Source organism: Flavobacterium limnosediminis JC2902, assembly GCF_000498535.1.
GTDB lineage: Bacteria > Bacteroidota > Bacteroidia > Flavobacteriales > Flavobacteriaceae > Flavobacterium > Flavobacterium limnosediminis.
In genome coordinates this window covers 44,439-60,697 of sequence record NZ_AVGG01000012.1, presented here as the reverse complement: position 1 = coordinate 60,697, position 16,259 = coordinate 44,439, and the positions used below count along the sequence as shown (strand labels likewise).

Below are 16,259 nucleotides of genomic sequence, written 5' to 3'. Positions count from 1 at the left end.
CGTTGAATTTTTAACAAATTTAAAAATGAAAGAAAAAAGTTAACTTAAGATAGTCTTAACATCACCTTATGGGAATATTAAAACAACCTCTGTTCCCTCGTTTATTGTACTGCTGATTTCGATTTGGATACTTAAAAGTAGGCATAATTTCTTAACAATTGACAAACCCAGGCCCGTTCCTTTTATTTCAGGATGAACGGATGCGTCGGAGCGATAAAACTGTTCAAAAATTTTATCCAATTCCTCTTTTTTAATTCCGATACCATTGTCCTTTATTTTGCAGACTGTTTTTCCGTTTTCCGTTGACATGTTTATTGAAACAGTTCCGTTTTTCGGTGTGTATTTCAGGGCATTTGAAATAAGATTTCCGACAATTATCGATAACAGATAATTATCGGTTTTTACATAATACTCTTTTGGAAAATTGGTGGTAACGGTGATGTTTTTATTTTGGGATTTTGGAGACAATCGGGTAATGATATCAAGGAAAGTCGAATTTAGAAGTACATCTTCCCTTTTGGCAAACTGTTTCTGATTTTCAAATCGGGCGAGTAAAAGTAACTGATCCACCAGATTATTCAAACGGTCAACTTCGGAAACACAGAAGTTTATTTTATCAGTATACTCTTCTTTCGTTCTTGGTTTGCGTATTAAAACTTCTAAGGTTCCTTTAATTACCGCTAGCGGAGTGCGTAATTCGTGTGAAGCATCAGAGGTGAACTGTTTCTCACGTTCCACTGCGTTTTCAATCCGGTCTAAAAGTTCATTAATCGTTTTTGATAACTGATAAAGTTCGTCTTTATTTTTGGGCAGTTCAATTCGGGAACTTAGATTATCCTTTGTAATTACAGAAGAAGTTTCGATTATGGCACTCACAGGTTTGATACTTCTTCCGGCTATAATACGGGCAATGATGAATAATACCAATAGAATCAGCGGAAAAGAAATCAATAAAATGTTTCTCAGGTTTATAAGTACCATTTCGGCATCATCAAGTGACATGGCAACGATTAAATGTCCCACAACCTTGTTTCCGTGTTTAATTTCAGTCTGAATTTGGCGAATCGGAATATTATTTAATGAAGTATCAACAAAAACATGATTATTTTGCTCTCCCAAAAAGTGAAGTTTCAACCCTTTCAGATTGGGTGATTTATCAATCAGTTTGTTATTCATATCCAGAAAAGCCACAAAAACCGGATTCACATCTACAGTATTGTGTTCCCTTTCACGCCAATTGTCAACATTTATTTTGAAGTTGTCATTATCGTCAATTTCAATCTCTCCTAAATGCTTAACTATTTCATTATCAATATCTTCATTTATGTGATTATATACCTGTAACTTCACCGTTTGAAATAAAACGATGAATACAAACGAAATTAACAGTGCCGTACTGATAATATAATTGAATGCGATTCTGTTTTTAAACGAAAAAGGCAGCATAATTTAGCGGTGTATGGATTCGAAATCGGGTTCAACATGAATGAGGACGTGTCCCAGTTCATTTAACTCTGCGCGAAGTGTGTCTTTGAGAAGATGGGCAATATCGTGGCCTTCTTTTACAGTTTTGTTGCCGTCAACCATCAGATGTAAATCGACATGGTATTTCATTCCTGCTTTTCGGATAAAACATTTTTCGATGGCTAAGACATTCGGAACCGTCGCGGCTACTTTTTTTATTTGATCTTCTAATTCGTGGTACAAATGTTCGTCCATGATTTCCCCGAGCGCCGGTCTAAAAATCTTATAACAATTGTAAAGAATGAAGCCCGAAGCCAATAAAGCCGCCCAATCATCCGCAGCTTCATATCCTTTGCCGAAATAAAGCGCTATGGAGATTCCAATAAAAGCGGCCACCGAAGTTATGGCGTCACTTCTGTGGTGCCAGGCGTCTGCTTTTAAAGAACTGCTGTTGGTTTCTTTACTTTTTTTGAGTACTGTCTGAAATGAGTATTCTTTCCACAAAATAATGGCACCCAAAACAAATAGCGTAAATGGTTTAGGTAAATTATGCGGTGTATTGATATTGTGAATGCTTTCATAGGCGATTATGGTAGCCGATGTAATCAGAAATCCAACAACAATGAAGGTAATTAACGGTTCGGCTCTTCCATGTCCGTAAGGATGATTTTCATCGGCAGGTTTATTGGAATATTTGATCCCGAACAGCACTAATAAGGAAGCAAAAATATCTGCAGTAGATTCAATGGCGTCGGCTATCATGGCATACGAATTACCGAAATATCCGGAAATTCCTTTTATCAATGCCAAAAGCGTATTGCTGATGATACTGAAATAAGTAGCCTTTATTGCTGTTTCGGTTTTTGACATAATTAATTTTCGTTGGCAATATAACCAACGCCTCTGATCGTTTTAATCAGTTCGACATCTTTACTTAAATTGAGTTTTTTACGGATAGCATTCATGAAAACGTCTATTACCCCCGTGTCATACTCAAAATGAATATCCCAAACATCTTCGATTATATTATTTCGGGTACAAACGGTTCCCTTGCGTTCTATTAAGTACTTCAACAGTTCGTATTCTCTTTGTGTAAGAACTACTTCCTTATCGGCTACAAAAACCTGATGACTTAGGGTTTTTATACTGATTGGACCCAATGTTAAAACGTCAGATTTGTTATCGTTTCTGAAATGTATTTTAATACGCTCCAGCAGTTCGTCGAAACTGAACGGTTTTTTTATGTAATCGTTTGCCCCGGACCGTAAACCTTCAATAGTTTCCTGAACGGTATCTTTGGCTGTAAGAAATAAAATGGGTGTCTTTTCGTCTTTTTTGCGAATAGCTTTGCATACTTCCAACCCTGTTAATTGTGGAAGCATCCAATCCAGCAGAATTAAATCAGGCGATTCGGTTTTAGCTGTTTCCAAGGCTTTTAATCCGTCTGTGGCAACAAAAACCACATAACCTTCTTCTTCAAGGCCTTGTTTCAGAAAGTTTGAAATACCTTCTTCGTCTTCAACAATTAAAATCTTCATAATTACCAATCTTAAATAATATAACGAAATTAACCATTTATAAAAGTGTAGAGACGTGAATCGATCTTCTTAAGCTAAATTTAAGCAATTGAAAATAATTCGTGTCTAATTTTGGAACAAATTTAGGATATGAAATATTTTAGTTCATTAAAACCCTTTTTCAAGTTAGGTTCCTTTTTCATAATTGTGAATCTGATTTTGAGATGTATACTCCTTTTACATCCCATAACACAATCTTCGTTCGGATTTGGTTCGCTGTTAAAAATTTTCACTTTCGGCATATTGTCCGATTGCTTCGTGTTTATAGTGGCAGGAACTTTTTTGTGGCTGTATCTCCTTTTTATTTCTGATAAGAAATTCGAGAAACCCTGGGGTTATGCTGTTTTCGGACTGCTCCTGGCACTTTTATCCTATATTACTTTCGGAAATACTGTTTTAAATGAATACGGAGGAGTTGTTCCTACTATCGGCATCGCTTTTATCGGTCTTAAAACGGCTTTGTTCGGATTGTTACTTTTTTTACCCAGATACCGCAGACAAATGCGATTGGCGCTTTATTCCATAACCGTTTTTTTGTTCGTATTGATTATCATTCAAAATGCCGTTAGCGAATTTTTCTTCTGGAACGAATTTGGTGTGAAGTACAATTTTATTGCTGTGGATTATCTGGTTTACACCAATACCGTTATCGGAAATATCATGGAGTCATATCCTGTAGTTCCTTTATTTACGGGGATTGGACTGATAGCTGGAATTGCAACTTATAGGATAGTAAAAAAATCAAAGTCTTATCTGAACAACCTTCCTTCGTTTTCTGAAAAACTGATGATTACAGGTGGTTATGCTATTTTGTCTGCGATTTCATTATTCACCATCCCTGCGCTTGCAAAATTCGAAGATTCCCAAAATGTTTTCGCCAATGAACTTCAGGCTAATGGCGTTTATAAATTCTATTTAGCGTTTATGAACAGTGAACTGGATTACACTAAATTCTATGAAACACTGCCTGAAGATAAGGCTTATGAAATGTTAAAACAGGAAATACCCTTGATTTCGGAAGCTTCAACCGTAAGAAGTATTAATGATAACCAAAAAGAGATTCATAAAAACGTTGTTTTAATTACAGTTGAAAGTCTGAGTGCCGATTTTATGAAAGCGTATGGTAACGAACAAAACATAACGCCTTTTTTAGATTCTTTAGCTGATGAAAGCTTAGTCTTCACAAATCTGTATGCCACAGGAAATAGAACTGTTCGTGGACTGGAAGCTGTTACAATGTGCATTCCCCCTACTGCCGGAGAAAGTGTGGTGAAACGTAAAGACAATAAAAACAAGTTTACAACGGGAAGCATTTTTAAACAGAAAGGTTATCAGGTTGATTTCTTATACGGTGGAGATGCTTATTTTGACAATATGGAGGATTTCTTTACCGGTAACGGCTATACAGTTGTAGACAAAAAATCGTTCAGGCCAGATGAAATCAGTTTTGAAAATATATGGGGAGTTTGTGATGAAGACATGGCTAAGAAGGCAATTCAAACCATGAATGATGAAGCGAAAAAAGGAAAACCATTCTTCAATCATTGGATGACCGTCAGCAATCACAGACCGTTCACGTTTCCGGATAATAAAATTGATATTCCTGCCGATTCCAAATCGCGTGAAGGCGGTGTAAAATATACAGATTATGCCTTACATAAGTTTTTTGAAATGGCCAAAAAGGAAACATGGTTTAAGAATACCGTTTTTGTAATTGTTGCCGATCATTGTGCTTCAAGCTCAGGAAAAACAGAATTACCTATGGAAAAATACCGTATTCCTGCCATGGTTTATGCGCCTGGATTTGTTAAACCTGAGAAAAACACCAAGCTTACGTCGCAAATCGATTTGATGCCAACCGTTATGGGATTACTGCATTTTGATTATGAAAGTAAATTTTACGGTCAGGACGTCATGAAGTCCGATTACAAACAAAGGGCTTTTATTGCAACGTATCAGGATTTAGGTTTAATTACAGACAATATATTAACCATCATATCACCGGTTAAAAAAGTGAAACAGTTTGACTTGGTTAGCCAACCAAGCACAAAATTACCGAATGACTTTCAGATTCATTACGAAGAAAAGCCTAGAAAAGTCATCAACAGAAGTCTGGAAAACAAAACTATTGCTTATTATGAAACAGCTTCGGAAATGCTGAAACATAAAAAATATCAGAAATAAAAAAAAGCTGATTCAATTACGAATCGGCTTTTTTATAATAATCCGTTGTATTTTCTAACAAACCATTCAAGAGAAAGCGTGGCAATCAGCATAATAAGGCACCAAATCCAATCGATTAGCGGAGTTTTCTTAATTACCGCTTTTTCGGTCGGAATGTAGTTCTCGTTCTCCAACAGGCTTTTTATTAAGGCGTCCACTTGAGTCGGATAATAAGTTTTTCCGTTGGTATTGGCAGCCAATTGCTTCAGTCGATTCAGATCCGGATTTACAAACTGCTTTTCAATTTCGAAATCCAAAACTTCAAAAGTGCCCGAATATTTCGATTTTGAATTGTTCTCGGTTACCGTAAAACTGTAATTTCCATGTTCCAGTCCGTCCAAATTGACTTTATATTCACCGGTTCCTTTCAGGAAATCGTATTTTTTTGATTTTCCTGTTTTTTTGTTTTGTAATGAAATAGTAAGTCGTGCATTCTCCTCAAACTCGTAGTTTTTATTGAAATATTGCGCTGAAATTTCTATGGTTTCACCCGAATTGTAAAAACTTTCGTGTGTTACCACTAATGATTTTTTAGCCGCATTTGAAGCTAAATACTGAATCACTTTATCGGCAAGAACATCAAATTGCTCAAACGATTTGGTTTTAATATGGCTTTCCATGCGCCATTTCCAAATGTTTTCCCCGAAAAGGAAGGCGTTTCTTTTCAATCCGTTTTCCGAGAATGTCAGTAATGGATTTTCGGTTCCGATGTTTCGGATTCTCGCCTTTAAAAGCGGATTGGAGTTTTCTTTTATCGTTATAGTTCCGAACGGATGTTCCAACGGCGGGAATTGTTCAAAACCGATATTCTCTGTGGCAAAAGAAGCAAACTGCGGATTATAATCGGCGGAATAATCTTCGTTCTGACTAGAAACCTTAAACTCAACCTGATTTTGGTATTGGTTTAGCAGATTGAAATCGGTGCTCGTACCGGTTATCACCCAAGAGTTTAACCCAAGATTTTTATTCTGATCCAGAACCGGTTTGAACTCGGCTGTAGGTTGATACAAAATCAAAACATTATAATCCTGTAATGATTTGATTTCGTTTGGTTTAATCGTGGTTACTTTACGTTGTTTGTTAGATTCGATTGCGCGTTTTAAAGCACCTAAATCTGGATGATTTATAGCGGAAATTAATGCGATTTCCGAACGTTGATCAATAACTTCAACCGCAAAATTTTTGGTATTGTTATAGTTGTTCTTTTCTTTTTCTGATGTTGAAATTACGGCTTTAAATGTCTGTACTCCTACTCTCTCTGCACTTAATAAAACAGAAATCATTTGCGCTTTCTTAGACGGCGAAAACGAAACATTCTGCTTGTGAATGGTTGCATTTCCCTGTTGAATGCTGAATGTGGCGTTTACCGCCTTTGTTCCGTTATACTGCAGAAAAACTTCGACCGGGAATTTATTTTTCAGGAAAGCATATTTGTTTACGTTTAATTGATTGACTTTTAAATCGAAAAACGTTGTTGTATCCCCTAAAACTAAAGGATAAACCGTAGTGTTTTGCTGAAAACTGTATACGTAATCATTTCCAATTGTCTGATTTCCGTCTGTTAATAAAACTACGGGGTAATTCTGACTTCGGTAAAACTGTTTCAGATTCTGCGCTACCTGATCGATATGGGTTTGCTTTCCGTTAAAATCCAATTCATTACCCGATTGGAAGTCGGCATCAAACCGATACAACTGTACATCATACTTTGCTTTTAGCTGACTGTTTTCGGCCAGTTTTCGGGAAAGTTCCCTCGCGACATTATCCTGCCCCAATTCTTTGACAGACTGCGAATTGTCAACCACAATAGGCAAAGGTGTTTTGGATGTCTCAAAGGTTTTTCTGGAAATAATCGGATTAATTAATAATACGAAAATCAAAAATAAAGATGCAAAACGTAAAAAAGCCAAAAACAAGTGCAGTTTTGACTTGTAATTGGCTTTGTAAAGGTATTGGTAAAACGACAAACCAGCAGCAATCAGTACAGATAGCAATAAAAGTAAAATTGTGCTTGTTGTCATTTTTGATTATTTGGTTATTTGGTTATTCGTTAGCAAAAACTTATAACTCATAAATTATAACTTATGATTAAGTCAGCATTCCTCCGTCAACATTGATAACCTGTCCGGTTACGTAAGCACTCATATCGCATGATAAGAATACACAAACGTTAGCCACATCTTCAGGAGATCCACCTCTTTTCAAAGGAATACTTTCTCTCCATCCTTTTACCACGTCTTCGTTTAATTTTGCAGTCATTTCCGTTTCGATGAAGCCCGGAGCGATTACGTTACAACGGATGTTACGTGAACCTAATTCCAATGCAACCGATTTAGAAAAACCAATAACACCTGCTTTGGAAGCCGCATAGTTGGTCTGTCCTGCATTTCCTTTCACTCCTACTACGGAACTCATGTTGATGATAGAACCGGCGCGGTTTTTAAGCATGATTTTCTGAACCGCCTTTGTCATGTTGAAAACCGATTTTAAATTCACATCGATAACCGTATCGAAATCCTCTTCCGAGATTCTCATCAACAAATTATCTTTTGTAATTCCGGCATTGTTGATTAAAATATCAACGTTTCCGAATTCGGCAATAACATCATCCACTAATTTTTGCGCCTCATTAAAATCAGCAGCATTTGATTGATATCCTTTAGCTTTAACCCCTAAAGCTGTTAATTCATTTTCTAATTCCTGTGCAGCAGCTGCAGATGAACTGTATGTGAAAGCAACATTAGCTCCGTTTTTAGCAAAAACTTCAGCAATTCCTCTTCCGATTCCTCTACTAGCACCCGTAATAATAGCGGTTTTTCCTTCCAGTAATTTCATAGTATAAGTTTAGTTTTGTTTTTATAATTACAGATTTCAAATATATTCTATTTTGACTTAAAAAAAAATCATAATACTTTTAAACTATTAACAACTATTGATGTTGAAAAAATCCAATTCCAGCCAAAATAAGTAAGTAAATCTGATGATTTTATTTTATGATAAGAACTGGAGTTGACCTTGAAAAATTAACCTTAAATTTACATTGACATAACATTAATTTAATCTTTGAATTTAGATTAAGTGACATTATTCTTACGAATCGCATATGATTTCGGCGTTAAAGTTCTGTTTAACCGTATAAAATACTTGAGAAACTGAGCTTTGAAATAATATTCAATTAAAACTAAATCGAAAAAAGAACAACAGTTGCTTTTTAACGTTTTTTTTATCAATTTGAAAGGTTAAATTGATAAATACCAACTATATACTTATCTTTACTATGAAAAAAAATGTAAGATTTACTCCTTTGTTTTTTGTCAAAACACTTTTTAACAGGGCATATTAATCTTAGCCCGGTGCTGTTTTGATTTATATTTTTTTTCAATATGAGAAAGTTGAATACAAAGTATCGATTTTCAGGAATTTAATTTTCAGAAATATTAAAAAAATAGGACCATGAAAAAATATCTATTTTTATTATTGACAGTTGTATTTGTTGCATGTTCAAAAGATGAAGGCTATGGGGGCCTGGCTTCCATATCCGGTAAAGTTTATGCATTGAATTATAATCAGAACCAGGTTCTTTTAAGTGAAGGCTACCTCGGAGATGTTAGAGTGTACATCAGTTCGCGTGGAGGTACTTCATTTTATGATGATGTTCGCACTACTTATGACGGTTCGTTCAAATTTGATTTTTTGCAGGAAGGCAGTTATGATGTTTGGGTTTATGGGGATTGTGATTATTGTCCTTGGGATCAGCTCATTGAAAAAAAAGAAGTTGAAGTGACCTCAAGAAAGGCTGATGTTGTCCTTGAAGATTTTGTGATTAAAATCTAATGTCATGTTTAAGAAATTTACCAACCAGCTGTCCTTATTTAATTCGGTTACCTTAACGGAACTGGATGCGGTTTCGTTATTAAACAGAACGGATTGTAAGTACACGCTCAGAGGGGAAGATTTACTGAAAATAGTTCCCTGTTTACTTGAACATTATAATGTTTTGGAAATCAACGGTGTCCGAATTTTTTCTTATGAAAACAATTATTTTGACACTCCTGATCTGCAGTTTTTCAGGGATCATCATAACGGTTACGTCAACAGGATTAAAGTGCGTAGCAGACGATATGTGGAGTCGGATTTGTGTTTTTTTGAAATTAAAAAAAAGGAGAAAGTAGATCGGACTAATAAACATCGTGAGCAACTACCCTACATGATATCAGATATTGACGAAGTCAGAAAGAATATCATACGGGAATATTCAAGAAAGGCCATAGATGAAGTCACGCTTATCCTAAAGAATAATTTCAGCAGAATTACCCTGGTGAACAATCATTTTACCGAAAGAGTTACGATAGATATGAATTTGCATTTTATTGATGATGAACACGATATAAAATTCAAAAAAATTGCAATTGTAGAGGTAAAACAAGCAAAAAGCACACAAAGCTCCCCGTTAACAACATGTTTGAAATACAATAATATCAGGGAACAAAGCATAAGTAAATACATCTATGGCGTAATTTCATTAATGCCGACAGTAAAGAAAAATAACTTTATGCCCACACTGAAAAAAATAAATAAACTACAGCGATAATGGAAATGGAAGAAGTTATAGGAGGAGGCATTAATCTTTATGATTTTACAATACGGTCACTGATTGATTTCATCGCAGTGTTGGTACTTGTAGGACTGATTTATTATCCGAAACACAGAAATAAAGACTTTATTTTCACATTCATTTTGTTTAATATCGTGAATTTCATGATATGTATTTTGCTCGGAGCGGCAAAAATCAAAATAGGGTTTGCATTTGGTCTTTTTGCCATGTTTTCGATCATCCGATACCGTACTATAGCAATTTCAATAAAAGACATGAGTTACTTCTTTGTTTGTGTTGCATTGGGAATGTTAAACTCTCTGGCAACAATTAACAGTGGTTTTTACATACTAATAATTTGCAATCTCGTAGTCTTGTTACTAACCTTCTTTTTGGAACGTCTGGATTTTTTGAAAAACGAAAATGCCAAAGAAATAGTTTATGATAAAGTTGAATGGATTAAACCCGAATATAAGGAACAATTATTATTGGATTTAAATGACAGAACAGGATTAAACATCCACAGAGTAGAAATTGTTTCCATTGATTATTTAAAGGACACCGCGCTTTTAAAAGCATATTATTATGCGAAAGAAAGTGAGTATGTACTACCAAAATCAGACAATGATGATTAAAAAACAGACCCTATTTCTATTTTTTTTACTGCTAATCACTTTTGACGGATTTTGTCAGAACTATACAGACTTTCAGTACCGTTTCATCCCGGCAGTAAATTACCGATTTAATGACAAATGGAAAATTTCCGGTGAATACCGTTATTCCGTTCAAAAAGATTTTCAGGAATTCAGATCGAGTGCTGCCGAATTTGCCGTGAAGTATAATTTTAACCCCGAATTCAGCATTGAACCGGGTTATCGCTTTACAACATCCTATGAAAGCGATGCCCATCGATTGTTTGCAGCATTAAAATATGATAAGGATTTTGGTGCTTTGAGTTTGTTTTCGGCAATAAAATACCAATTTTCCACAGGGAGTTTTAACGAAAGATACATGTCTGATTTCAAAGAGCCGGTGCAGATGCTTCGTGAAAAGATTGGTTTGGATTATAACGTTCCGAAATCAAAGGCTTCCTTTAATGTTTCTGTTGAGATCTTTTTAAAATTAGCCGATGACGACCCGATTAAATATAACAGAACACGCTATACTATAGGAAGTGATTATAGATTCAAGTACGGAAGCAAGGTGGGATTGTCTTTCTTTTTTGACGACAGATATAATCCTCAGAAAATCGATCGCTTTGTATTGGAAACAAAATACACCTTGTCTATTGATGATTTGATTAAAAAAATCAAAAAAGAGAAAGAGAGAAAAGCAAAAAGTGACACCGAATCAACACAACCATAATGCAAATAAAAAAACCTTACTTAGTGTAAGGTTTTTTTATTGTGAGAAAATATTACAAAATAGCTTTACTTAATTTTTTAAAGTCTTTTTCCTTTATATTATATTCGGTTAAACCCGTTGCATAATCACTGTAAATTACATTTCCAGTTTTTCCATTTACTATTTGGAAAAATTTTTGATTATTTACTTTTGTAAATCTCAAGTAATAGAAATCTTCATCATTTTTGATTTTATTATCTAAATCATCCTGACTGATAAACTCATTTTTATAATTATAATTTGAAATAATCTCTATCAATTCTGAAGAATCCCATTCTTCATCTATAAATTTAGTTGGCTTATATTTTATTTTGATGTATTCAGGAAAATAAAGCGTAGCATTTTTTAAATTTTTAATCTCATCTGTTTTAAAATCTTCCTCATATACCCAAACAAATTCCTCTTTATCAATTAATGTATTAATTTGTTGAAAACTGTTTTTCAAATAACCTAATGAATAAGTTTTAAATGAATTTTTGTCATAAACCAAAGCATGCATCTTTTTTTCATAATCGGATAGTTCTCTATCCATCAGATTTAGTTTGTTTGAATATGCAGAATAATAAGGACGACTTTTACTGACAGATCCAAAATCGGGGCCGGGAGTGAAATTTTGATTGGCCAGAGCCAACATTTCAGTGTTGCTTGAAAGGAAAATTGCCCCCAATTCGATCTTGTTATCTGAAATTAAATCATAGAGCTTTTCTTCGTTATTCTTAATTTTATCTATTTTTTTATTGATTTTATCTAAATCAAGCATATAGAAATCAATAAGACTTGTTAAGAAAAATGTAGAGCCGCCTGTGTGACGACCAGTTTTAGGATCATATGTTGATTGGCTTTTGTGACAAAAAGATCTTAAATGAGCAAATGAATACTTATCTGTAAGGAAATTTACATAATCAAAATCGTTTGGAGAAACTACTTCAAAAGGCGTAACCGTCCATACACTTTTTAATAATGCTTCGTAGGCTGATTTGTCATAAGCATTCGAAAGGATAAAAACAGTAGTTGTTCCTTTAAATTTTTTGAAAACTTCTGTATCAAACTTTTTAAGACGTCCTTTATATGATTCACTAACCGATACTTGGGAATTTGATACAGCCATTGACAATAACGTTAATAACAATAAAATTTGTTTCTTCATTTTTGATTTAGGTTTTATTATAGTTGGTATTAAAAAGCATAAAAAAAATAGCCTGATAATAAATCAGACTATTTTTTATAAATTTTTAACGGCTAATTATTTCAAAACGGCTAAAACTTCAGCAACTTTTTTACCGATTTCAGCCGGTGAGTCCACAACGTGAATACCGTTTTCTCTCATGATGCGTTTTTTAGCTTCCGCTGTATCATCAGCACCACCAACGATTGCACCCGCGTGACCCATTGTGCGTCCTTTTGGAGCTGTTTCACCAGCGATAAAACCAACAACTGGTTTTCTGTTTCCGTCAGCTTTAACCCAACGGGCAGCATCTGCTTCCAACTGACCTCCGATTTCACCAATCATGATGATGATTTCAGTTTCAGGATCGTTCATTAATAACTCAACAGCTTCTTTTGTTGTAGTTCCGATGATTGGATCTCCACCAATACCGATAGCTGTAGTAACTCCCAATCCTTGTTTTGCAACCTGATCAGCAGCTTCGTATGTTAAAGTACCTGATTTAGAAACGATACCAACTTTACCTTGCTTGAAAACGAAACCTGGCATGATACCAACTTTAGCTTCACCCGGAGTGATTACACCAGGACAGTTAGGACCTACTAAACGGCAATCTTTACCTTTAATGTAATCATAAGCTTTAATCATATCAGCAACAGGAATACCTTCTGTGATACAAATAATTACTTTAATTCCTGCATTAGCAGCCTCCATAATCGCATCAGCAGCAAAAGCAGGCGGAACGAAAATGATGGAAGTATCAGCACCAGCTTGTTCCACTGCATCTTTTACAGTGTTAAAAACTGGACGGTCTAAATGTTGCGTTCCTCCTTTTCCAGGAGTTACACCACCTACAACGTTTGTTCCGTATTCGATCATTTGAGAAGCATGGAAAGTACCTTCACTTCCTGTGAATCCCTGAACAATTATTTTAGAATTTTTATTAACTAAAACACTCATGATATATTTTTTTATGTTGTTTTTAAAAATGTAATGCAAAAATAGACTTTTGAAAGAAATATCTAAAGAATTTTGGTATAAACTTTCAAAGATTTTTATGCCCAAATTAACTTAACTGACTCATTTGGTAACCGCGAAAAAGTTTACCCTCTTTCACTTCCCAAATTGTAACAAAATGAGCTAAAACAGTTTCTTCGGATGGAGTTTCAATAGGTGTTGCGTAATGCGTATAACGTACTGAAACCGTGTCGTTTTCCTGTATGATGTGACTTAAGTCGATTCGCGATGAAGCATAAGAACGCTCCATTTCACGCGAAAAACTGATTAATTCGTTTTTATTCAGTTTCAGAAAACCTTTGGAACTGTGCCAGTGAACTTCTAATTCATCATGAAGAAAACGCTCCAGAATTTCCTGATTTCGCAAGGCATCGGATTGGTAAAATTCAGAAACTAATTCTTTAGCCTTCATTTTTATTCAGTTTGTTTAGTATTTCAGGTATTTTTTTGAGGTTAGCCAATTGTTTCAGTTTCTCGCGTGATTCTTCAATCGGTGTTCCGAAATAAGTCTTACCGCCTTCCACTGATTTAGTAACGCCGGTCTGACCTAAAATAACTGCTTTTTCTCCGATTGTTATTCCGCTTGTTGTGCCCACTTGCCCCCAAAGGGTCACTTCGTCTTCTATTATAACACATCCGGCTATTCCGGTTTGTGAAGCAATCAGACATTTTTTTCCGATAACGGTATCGTGGCCTACATGAACCTGATTGTCAATTTTAGTTCCCTCACCAATTGTAGTGTCGCCGGTAACGCCTTTATCTATGGTGCATAGCGCTCCGATTCCCACATTATTTTCAATAACGACACGTCCGCCGGATAACAATTGATCAAAACCTTCCGAGCGTTTTTTGTAATAGAAAGCATCGGCTCCTAAAACACTTCCGGAATGAATAATCACATTATCACCAATAATCGTATTATCATAAATGGAAACATTGGCGTGAATGAGACAGTCTTTTCCGATTACTACATTATTTCCGATAAAACAATTCGGCTGAATGATGGTTCCTTCTCCTATTACCGCTGATTCTGAAACAGCGACGTTGGAGGATTGAAACGGTCTGAAATGTCGGGTAAGTTTATTGAAATCACGAAACGGATCATCAGAAATCAGTAAAGCCTTTCCGTCAGGGCAATCTACTTTTTTATTAATTAAAACGATTGTTGCTGCAGACTGCAACGCTTTATCGTAATATTTCGGATGATCTACGAAAACAATGTCTCCACGTGTAACCACATGAATTTCATTCATTCCGTGAACCGGAAATCGCTCGTCTCCGATATATTCGCACTGAATAATGTCGGCAATTTCCTTAAGAGTATGGGTTTTGTGAAATTTCATATATTTTAGTGTTCAGTAATTCGGTAGTCAGTGGTCAGTGTTCAAATTCGGTTAAAAACTGAACACTGATTACTGAATACTGCAAACTATTCTTTCACACGCTCCATGTAAGAACCTGAAGCGGTATCAATTTTAATTTTATCCCCTTCATTGATGAACAAAGGTACGTTTACCGTAGCTCCTGTTTCAACTGTTGCAGGTTTTGTGGCATTCGTTGCTGTATTTCCTTTTACTCCCGGTTCAGCATAAGTAACTTCCAATACTACAGAAGCCGGCATGTCTACTGCCAATGGAGCATCGGTTTCAGTATTGATCTGAACCATTACGTTTGTTCCTTCTTTTAATAAATCCGGTGCATCAAGAATGTCTCTGTTTAATGAAATTTGCTCAAAAGTTTCATTATTCATGAAATGAAATTCTGTCCCTTCGGCATATAAAAACTGAAAAGTATGTGTTTCCACACGAACCACGTCAATTTTATGACCTGCAGAAAATGTATTGTCCAATACTTTTCCGTTAGTTAAACTTTTTAATTTTGTTCTGACGAAAGCTGGGCCTTTACCCGGTTTTACGTGAAGGAATTCTACAATTTTGTATATATCGTGGTTGAATTTAATACACAATCCGTTTCTGATATCAGCTGTACTTGCCATTTTAAAGTGTTTATTTGTTTAATTTTTTATTAGATGCTTCCTGTATATCCTTTCATTACACCTCGAGACGAATTTCGGATAAACAATATAATTTCGTCGCGTTCCGGAGTAGCTTCCATTTCGGCTTCAATAATTCCTAAAGCCTGAGTAGTGTTGTAATTTTTCTGATACAAAATTCGGTAAATATCCTGAATTTCACGTATTTTTTCTGTTGAAAAACCTCTTCTTCTTAATCCAACCGAATTGATTCCCACATAAGACAAAGGTTCTTTTGCAGCTTTAGTGAACGGAGGAACGTCTTTACGAACTAAAGAACCTCCAGAAATCATGGCGTGATCCCCGATTGAAATAAATTGATGAACGGCTGCCAAACCTCCAATAATAGCGAAATCTCCAACTGTCACGTGACCGGCCAATGCAACACCGTTAACAATAATGGCGTTATCGCCGATATGACAATCATGGGCAATGTGAGCCGTTGCCATTATCAGACAGTTTTTTCCAATCTTGGTTTGACCGGAAGCTATAGTTCCTCTGTTAATTGTAACACACTCTCTTACAGTGGTGTTATCACCTATTATCGCAAGTGAATCTTCACCTCCGAATTTTAAATCCTGAGGTACGGCAGCAATTACTGCACCTGGGAAAATATTACAATTTTTGCCAATTCGAGCGCCTTCCATTATGGTAACATTCGAACCAATCCAGGTTCCTTCACCAATTTCAACATTGTTATGTATGGTTGTGAAGGGCTCAATTACCACATTTTTGGCAATTTTCGCTCCCGGATGAACATAGGCTAAAGGTTGATTCATGATT

16 protein-coding genes are annotated in these 16,259 nt (G+C 35.4%); 5 read left to right on the top strand and 11 right to left on the bottom strand.

Annotated elements, in window-relative coordinates; all coding sequences use genetic code 11:
• Window positions 1-66 precede the first annotated feature (66 nt).
• From FLJC2902T_RS10425 to FLJC2902T_RS10415, 3 genes are read right to left on the bottom strand one after another with little or no spacing between them, the layout of a single operon-like run.
• Entirely contained in the window at window positions 67-1,446 is a 1,380-nt protein-coding gene (locus FLJC2902T_RS10425; RefSeq protein WP_023579748.1) for a sensor histidine kinase, read from the bottom strand.
• 3 nt (window positions 1,447-1,449) lie between these two features.
• Complete coding sequence (locus tag FLJC2902T_RS10420) at window positions 1,450-2,334, bottom strand: cation diffusion facilitator family transporter (RefSeq protein ID WP_023579747.1); 885 nt, start codon at window positions 2,332-2,334, stop codon at window positions 1,450-1,452.
• Between the two features lie 2 nt (window positions 2,335-2,336).
• Window positions 2,337-3,002, bottom strand: coding sequence for a response regulator transcription factor (locus FLJC2902T_RS10415; RefSeq protein WP_023579746.1), 666 nt, complete (start codon window positions 3,000-3,002; stop codon window positions 2,337-2,339).
• 129 nt (window positions 3,003-3,131) lie between these two features.
• Between FLJC2902T_RS10415 and FLJC2902T_RS10410 the strand changes: the two genes are divergently transcribed.
• Window positions 3,132-5,225: an LTA synthase family protein gene (locus FLJC2902T_RS10410; protein WP_023579745.1), complete on the top strand. Its 2,094-nt coding sequence runs from the start codon at window positions 3,132-3,134 to the stop codon at window positions 5,223-5,225.
• A gap of 32 nt (window positions 5,226-5,257) precedes the next feature.
• On the opposite strand, the gene FLJC2902T_RS10405 is transcribed toward FLJC2902T_RS10410, so the two are convergent.
• Window positions 5,258-7,285, bottom strand: a complete 2,028-nt coding sequence (locus FLJC2902T_RS10405; RefSeq protein WP_023579744.1) for a hypothetical protein — start codon at window positions 7,283-7,285, stop codon at window positions 5,258-5,260.
• Between the two features lie 67 nt (window positions 7,286-7,352).
• Window positions 7,353-8,099, bottom strand: a complete 747-nt coding sequence (gene fabG / locus FLJC2902T_RS10400; RefSeq protein WP_023571356.1) for a 3-oxoacyl-[acyl-carrier-protein] reductase — start codon at window positions 8,097-8,099, stop codon at window positions 7,353-7,355.
• A gap of 618 nt (window positions 8,100-8,717) precedes the next feature.
• On the opposite strand from fabG, the gene FLJC2902T_RS10395 reads away from it, so the two are divergent.
• From FLJC2902T_RS10395 to FLJC2902T_RS10380, 4 genes are read left to right on the top strand one after another with little or no spacing between them, the layout of a single operon-like run.
• Window positions 8,718-9,098 (top strand): hypothetical protein, encoded by a 381-nt coding sequence (locus FLJC2902T_RS10395; RefSeq protein WP_023579743.1) that lies wholly within the window; start codon window positions 8,718-8,720, stop codon window positions 9,096-9,098.
• A gap of 4 nt (window positions 9,099-9,102) precedes the next feature.
• Window positions 9,103-9,855, top strand: coding sequence for a polyphosphate polymerase domain-containing protein (locus FLJC2902T_RS10390; protein ID WP_023579742.1), 753 nt, complete (start codon window positions 9,103-9,105; stop codon window positions 9,853-9,855).
• A complete protein-coding gene (locus FLJC2902T_RS10385; RefSeq protein WP_051364367.1) occupies window positions 9,855-10,493 on the top strand; it encodes a DUF4956 domain-containing protein in 639 nt (212 codons plus the stop codon). Before FLJC2902T_RS10390 ends, FLJC2902T_RS10385 begins: the two co-directional genes overlap by 1 nt.
• Window positions 10,444-11,223, top strand: a complete 780-nt coding sequence (locus FLJC2902T_RS10380; protein WP_081712555.1) for a DUF2490 domain-containing protein — start codon at window positions 10,444-10,446, stop codon at window positions 11,221-11,223. Before FLJC2902T_RS10385 ends, FLJC2902T_RS10380 begins: the two co-directional genes overlap by 50 nt.
• 52 nt (window positions 11,224-11,275) lie before the next feature.
• On the opposite strand, the gene FLJC2902T_RS10375 is transcribed toward FLJC2902T_RS10380, so the two are convergent.
• The 6 genes from FLJC2902T_RS10375 to lpxA form a co-directional block, all read right to left on the bottom strand.
• The gene (locus tag FLJC2902T_RS10375; RefSeq protein ID WP_023579739.1) at window positions 11,276-12,409 is read right to left on the bottom strand and encodes a hypothetical protein; all 1,134 of its coding nucleotides are present in this window, start codon (window positions 12,407-12,409) and stop codon (window positions 11,276-11,278) included.
• A 96-nt stretch (window positions 12,410-12,505) separates the two neighbouring features.
• On the bottom strand, window positions 12,506-13,387 hold the full coding sequence (sucD, locus tag FLJC2902T_RS10370; RefSeq protein WP_035678340.1) for a succinate--CoA ligase subunit alpha: 882 nt from the start codon (window positions 13,385-13,387) through the stop codon (window positions 12,506-12,508).
• A 106-nt stretch (window positions 13,388-13,493) separates the two neighbouring features.
• Complete coding sequence (locus FLJC2902T_RS10365; RefSeq protein WP_035678307.1) at window positions 13,494-13,856, bottom strand: nuclear transport factor 2 family protein; 363 nt, start codon at window positions 13,854-13,856, stop codon at window positions 13,494-13,496.
• The gene (locus FLJC2902T_RS10360; RefSeq protein ID WP_023579737.1) at window positions 13,846-14,787 is read right to left on the bottom strand and encodes a UDP-3-O-(3-hydroxymyristoyl)glucosamine N-acyltransferase; all 942 of its coding nucleotides are present in this window, start codon (window positions 14,785-14,787) and stop codon (window positions 13,846-13,848) included. The genes FLJC2902T_RS10365 and FLJC2902T_RS10360 overlap by 11 nt, the downstream gene beginning before the upstream one ends.
• An 86-nt stretch (window positions 14,788-14,873) precedes the next feature.
• Complete coding sequence (gene efp, locus FLJC2902T_RS10355; protein WP_023579736.1) at window positions 14,874-15,440, bottom strand: elongation factor P; 567 nt, start codon at window positions 15,438-15,440, stop codon at window positions 14,874-14,876.
• Window positions 15,441-15,469: 29 nt separating this feature from the next.
• Window positions 15,470-16,255: an acyl-ACP--UDP-N-acetylglucosamine O-acyltransferase gene (lpxA, locus tag FLJC2902T_RS10350; protein WP_023579735.1), complete on the bottom strand. Its 786-nt coding sequence runs from the start codon at window positions 16,253-16,255 to the stop codon at window positions 15,470-15,472.
• Window positions 16,256-16,259 lie beyond the last annotated feature (4 nt).

What these genes read in the sequence shown, in the direction of transcription:
- lpxA (WP_023579735.1), bottom strand. Translation starts at nt 16,255, where the DNA reads ATGAATCAACCTTTAGCCTATGTTCATCCGGGAGCGAAAATTGCCAAA.
- FLJC2902T_RS10390 (WP_023579742.1), top strand. Translation starts at nt 9,103, where the DNA reads ATGTTTAAGAAATTTACCAACCAGCTGTCCTTATTTAATTCGGTTACC.
- FLJC2902T_RS10395 (WP_023579743.1), top strand. Translation starts at nt 8,718, where the DNA reads ATGAAAAAATATCTATTTTTATTATTGACAGTTGTATTTGTTGCATGT.
- FLJC2902T_RS10385 (WP_051364367.1), top strand. Translation starts at nt 9,855, where the DNA reads ATGGAAATGGAAGAAGTTATAGGAGGAGGCATTAATCTTTATGATTTT.
- FLJC2902T_RS10415 (WP_023579746.1), bottom strand. Translation starts at nt 3,002, where the DNA reads ATGAAGATTTTAATTGTTGAAGACGAAGAAGGTATTTCAAACTTTCTG.
- FLJC2902T_RS10365 (WP_035678307.1), bottom strand. Translation starts at nt 13,856, where the DNA reads ATGAAGGCTAAAGAATTAGTTTCTGAATTTTACCAATCCGATGCCTTG.
- FLJC2902T_RS10375 (WP_023579739.1), bottom strand. Translation starts at nt 12,409, where the DNA reads ATGAAGAAACAAATTTTATTGTTATTAACGTTATTGTCAATGGCTGTA.
- FLJC2902T_RS10425 (WP_023579748.1), bottom strand. Translation starts at nt 1,446, where the DNA reads ATGCTGCCTTTTTCGTTTAAAAACAGAATCGCATTCAATTATATTATC.
- sucD (WP_035678340.1), bottom strand. Translation starts at nt 13,387, where the DNA reads ATGAGTGTTTTAGTTAATAAAAATTCTAAAATAATTGTTCAGGGATTC.
- efp (WP_023579736.1), bottom strand. Translation starts at nt 15,440, where the DNA reads ATGGCAAGTACAGCTGATATCAGAAACGGATTGTGTATTAAATTCAAC.
- FLJC2902T_RS10380 (WP_081712555.1), top strand. Translation starts at nt 10,444, where the DNA reads ATGCGAAAGAAAGTGAGTATGTACTACCAAAATCAGACAATGATGATT.
- FLJC2902T_RS10420 (WP_023579747.1), bottom strand. Translation starts at nt 2,334, where the DNA reads ATGTCAAAAACCGAAACAGCAATAAAGGCTACTTATTTCAGTATCATC.
- fabG (WP_023571356.1), bottom strand. Translation starts at nt 8,099, where the DNA reads ATGAAATTACTGGAAGGAAAAACCGCTATTATTACGGGTGCTAGTAGA.
- FLJC2902T_RS10410 (WP_023579745.1), top strand. Translation starts at nt 3,132, where the DNA reads ATGAAATATTTTAGTTCATTAAAACCCTTTTTCAAGTTAGGTTCCTTT.
- FLJC2902T_RS10405 (WP_023579744.1), bottom strand. Translation starts at nt 7,285, where the DNA reads ATGACAACAAGCACAATTTTACTTTTATTGCTATCTGTACTGATTGCT.
- FLJC2902T_RS10360 (WP_023579737.1), bottom strand. Translation starts at nt 14,787, where the DNA reads ATGAAATTTCACAAAACCCATACTCTTAAGGAAATTGCCGACATTATT.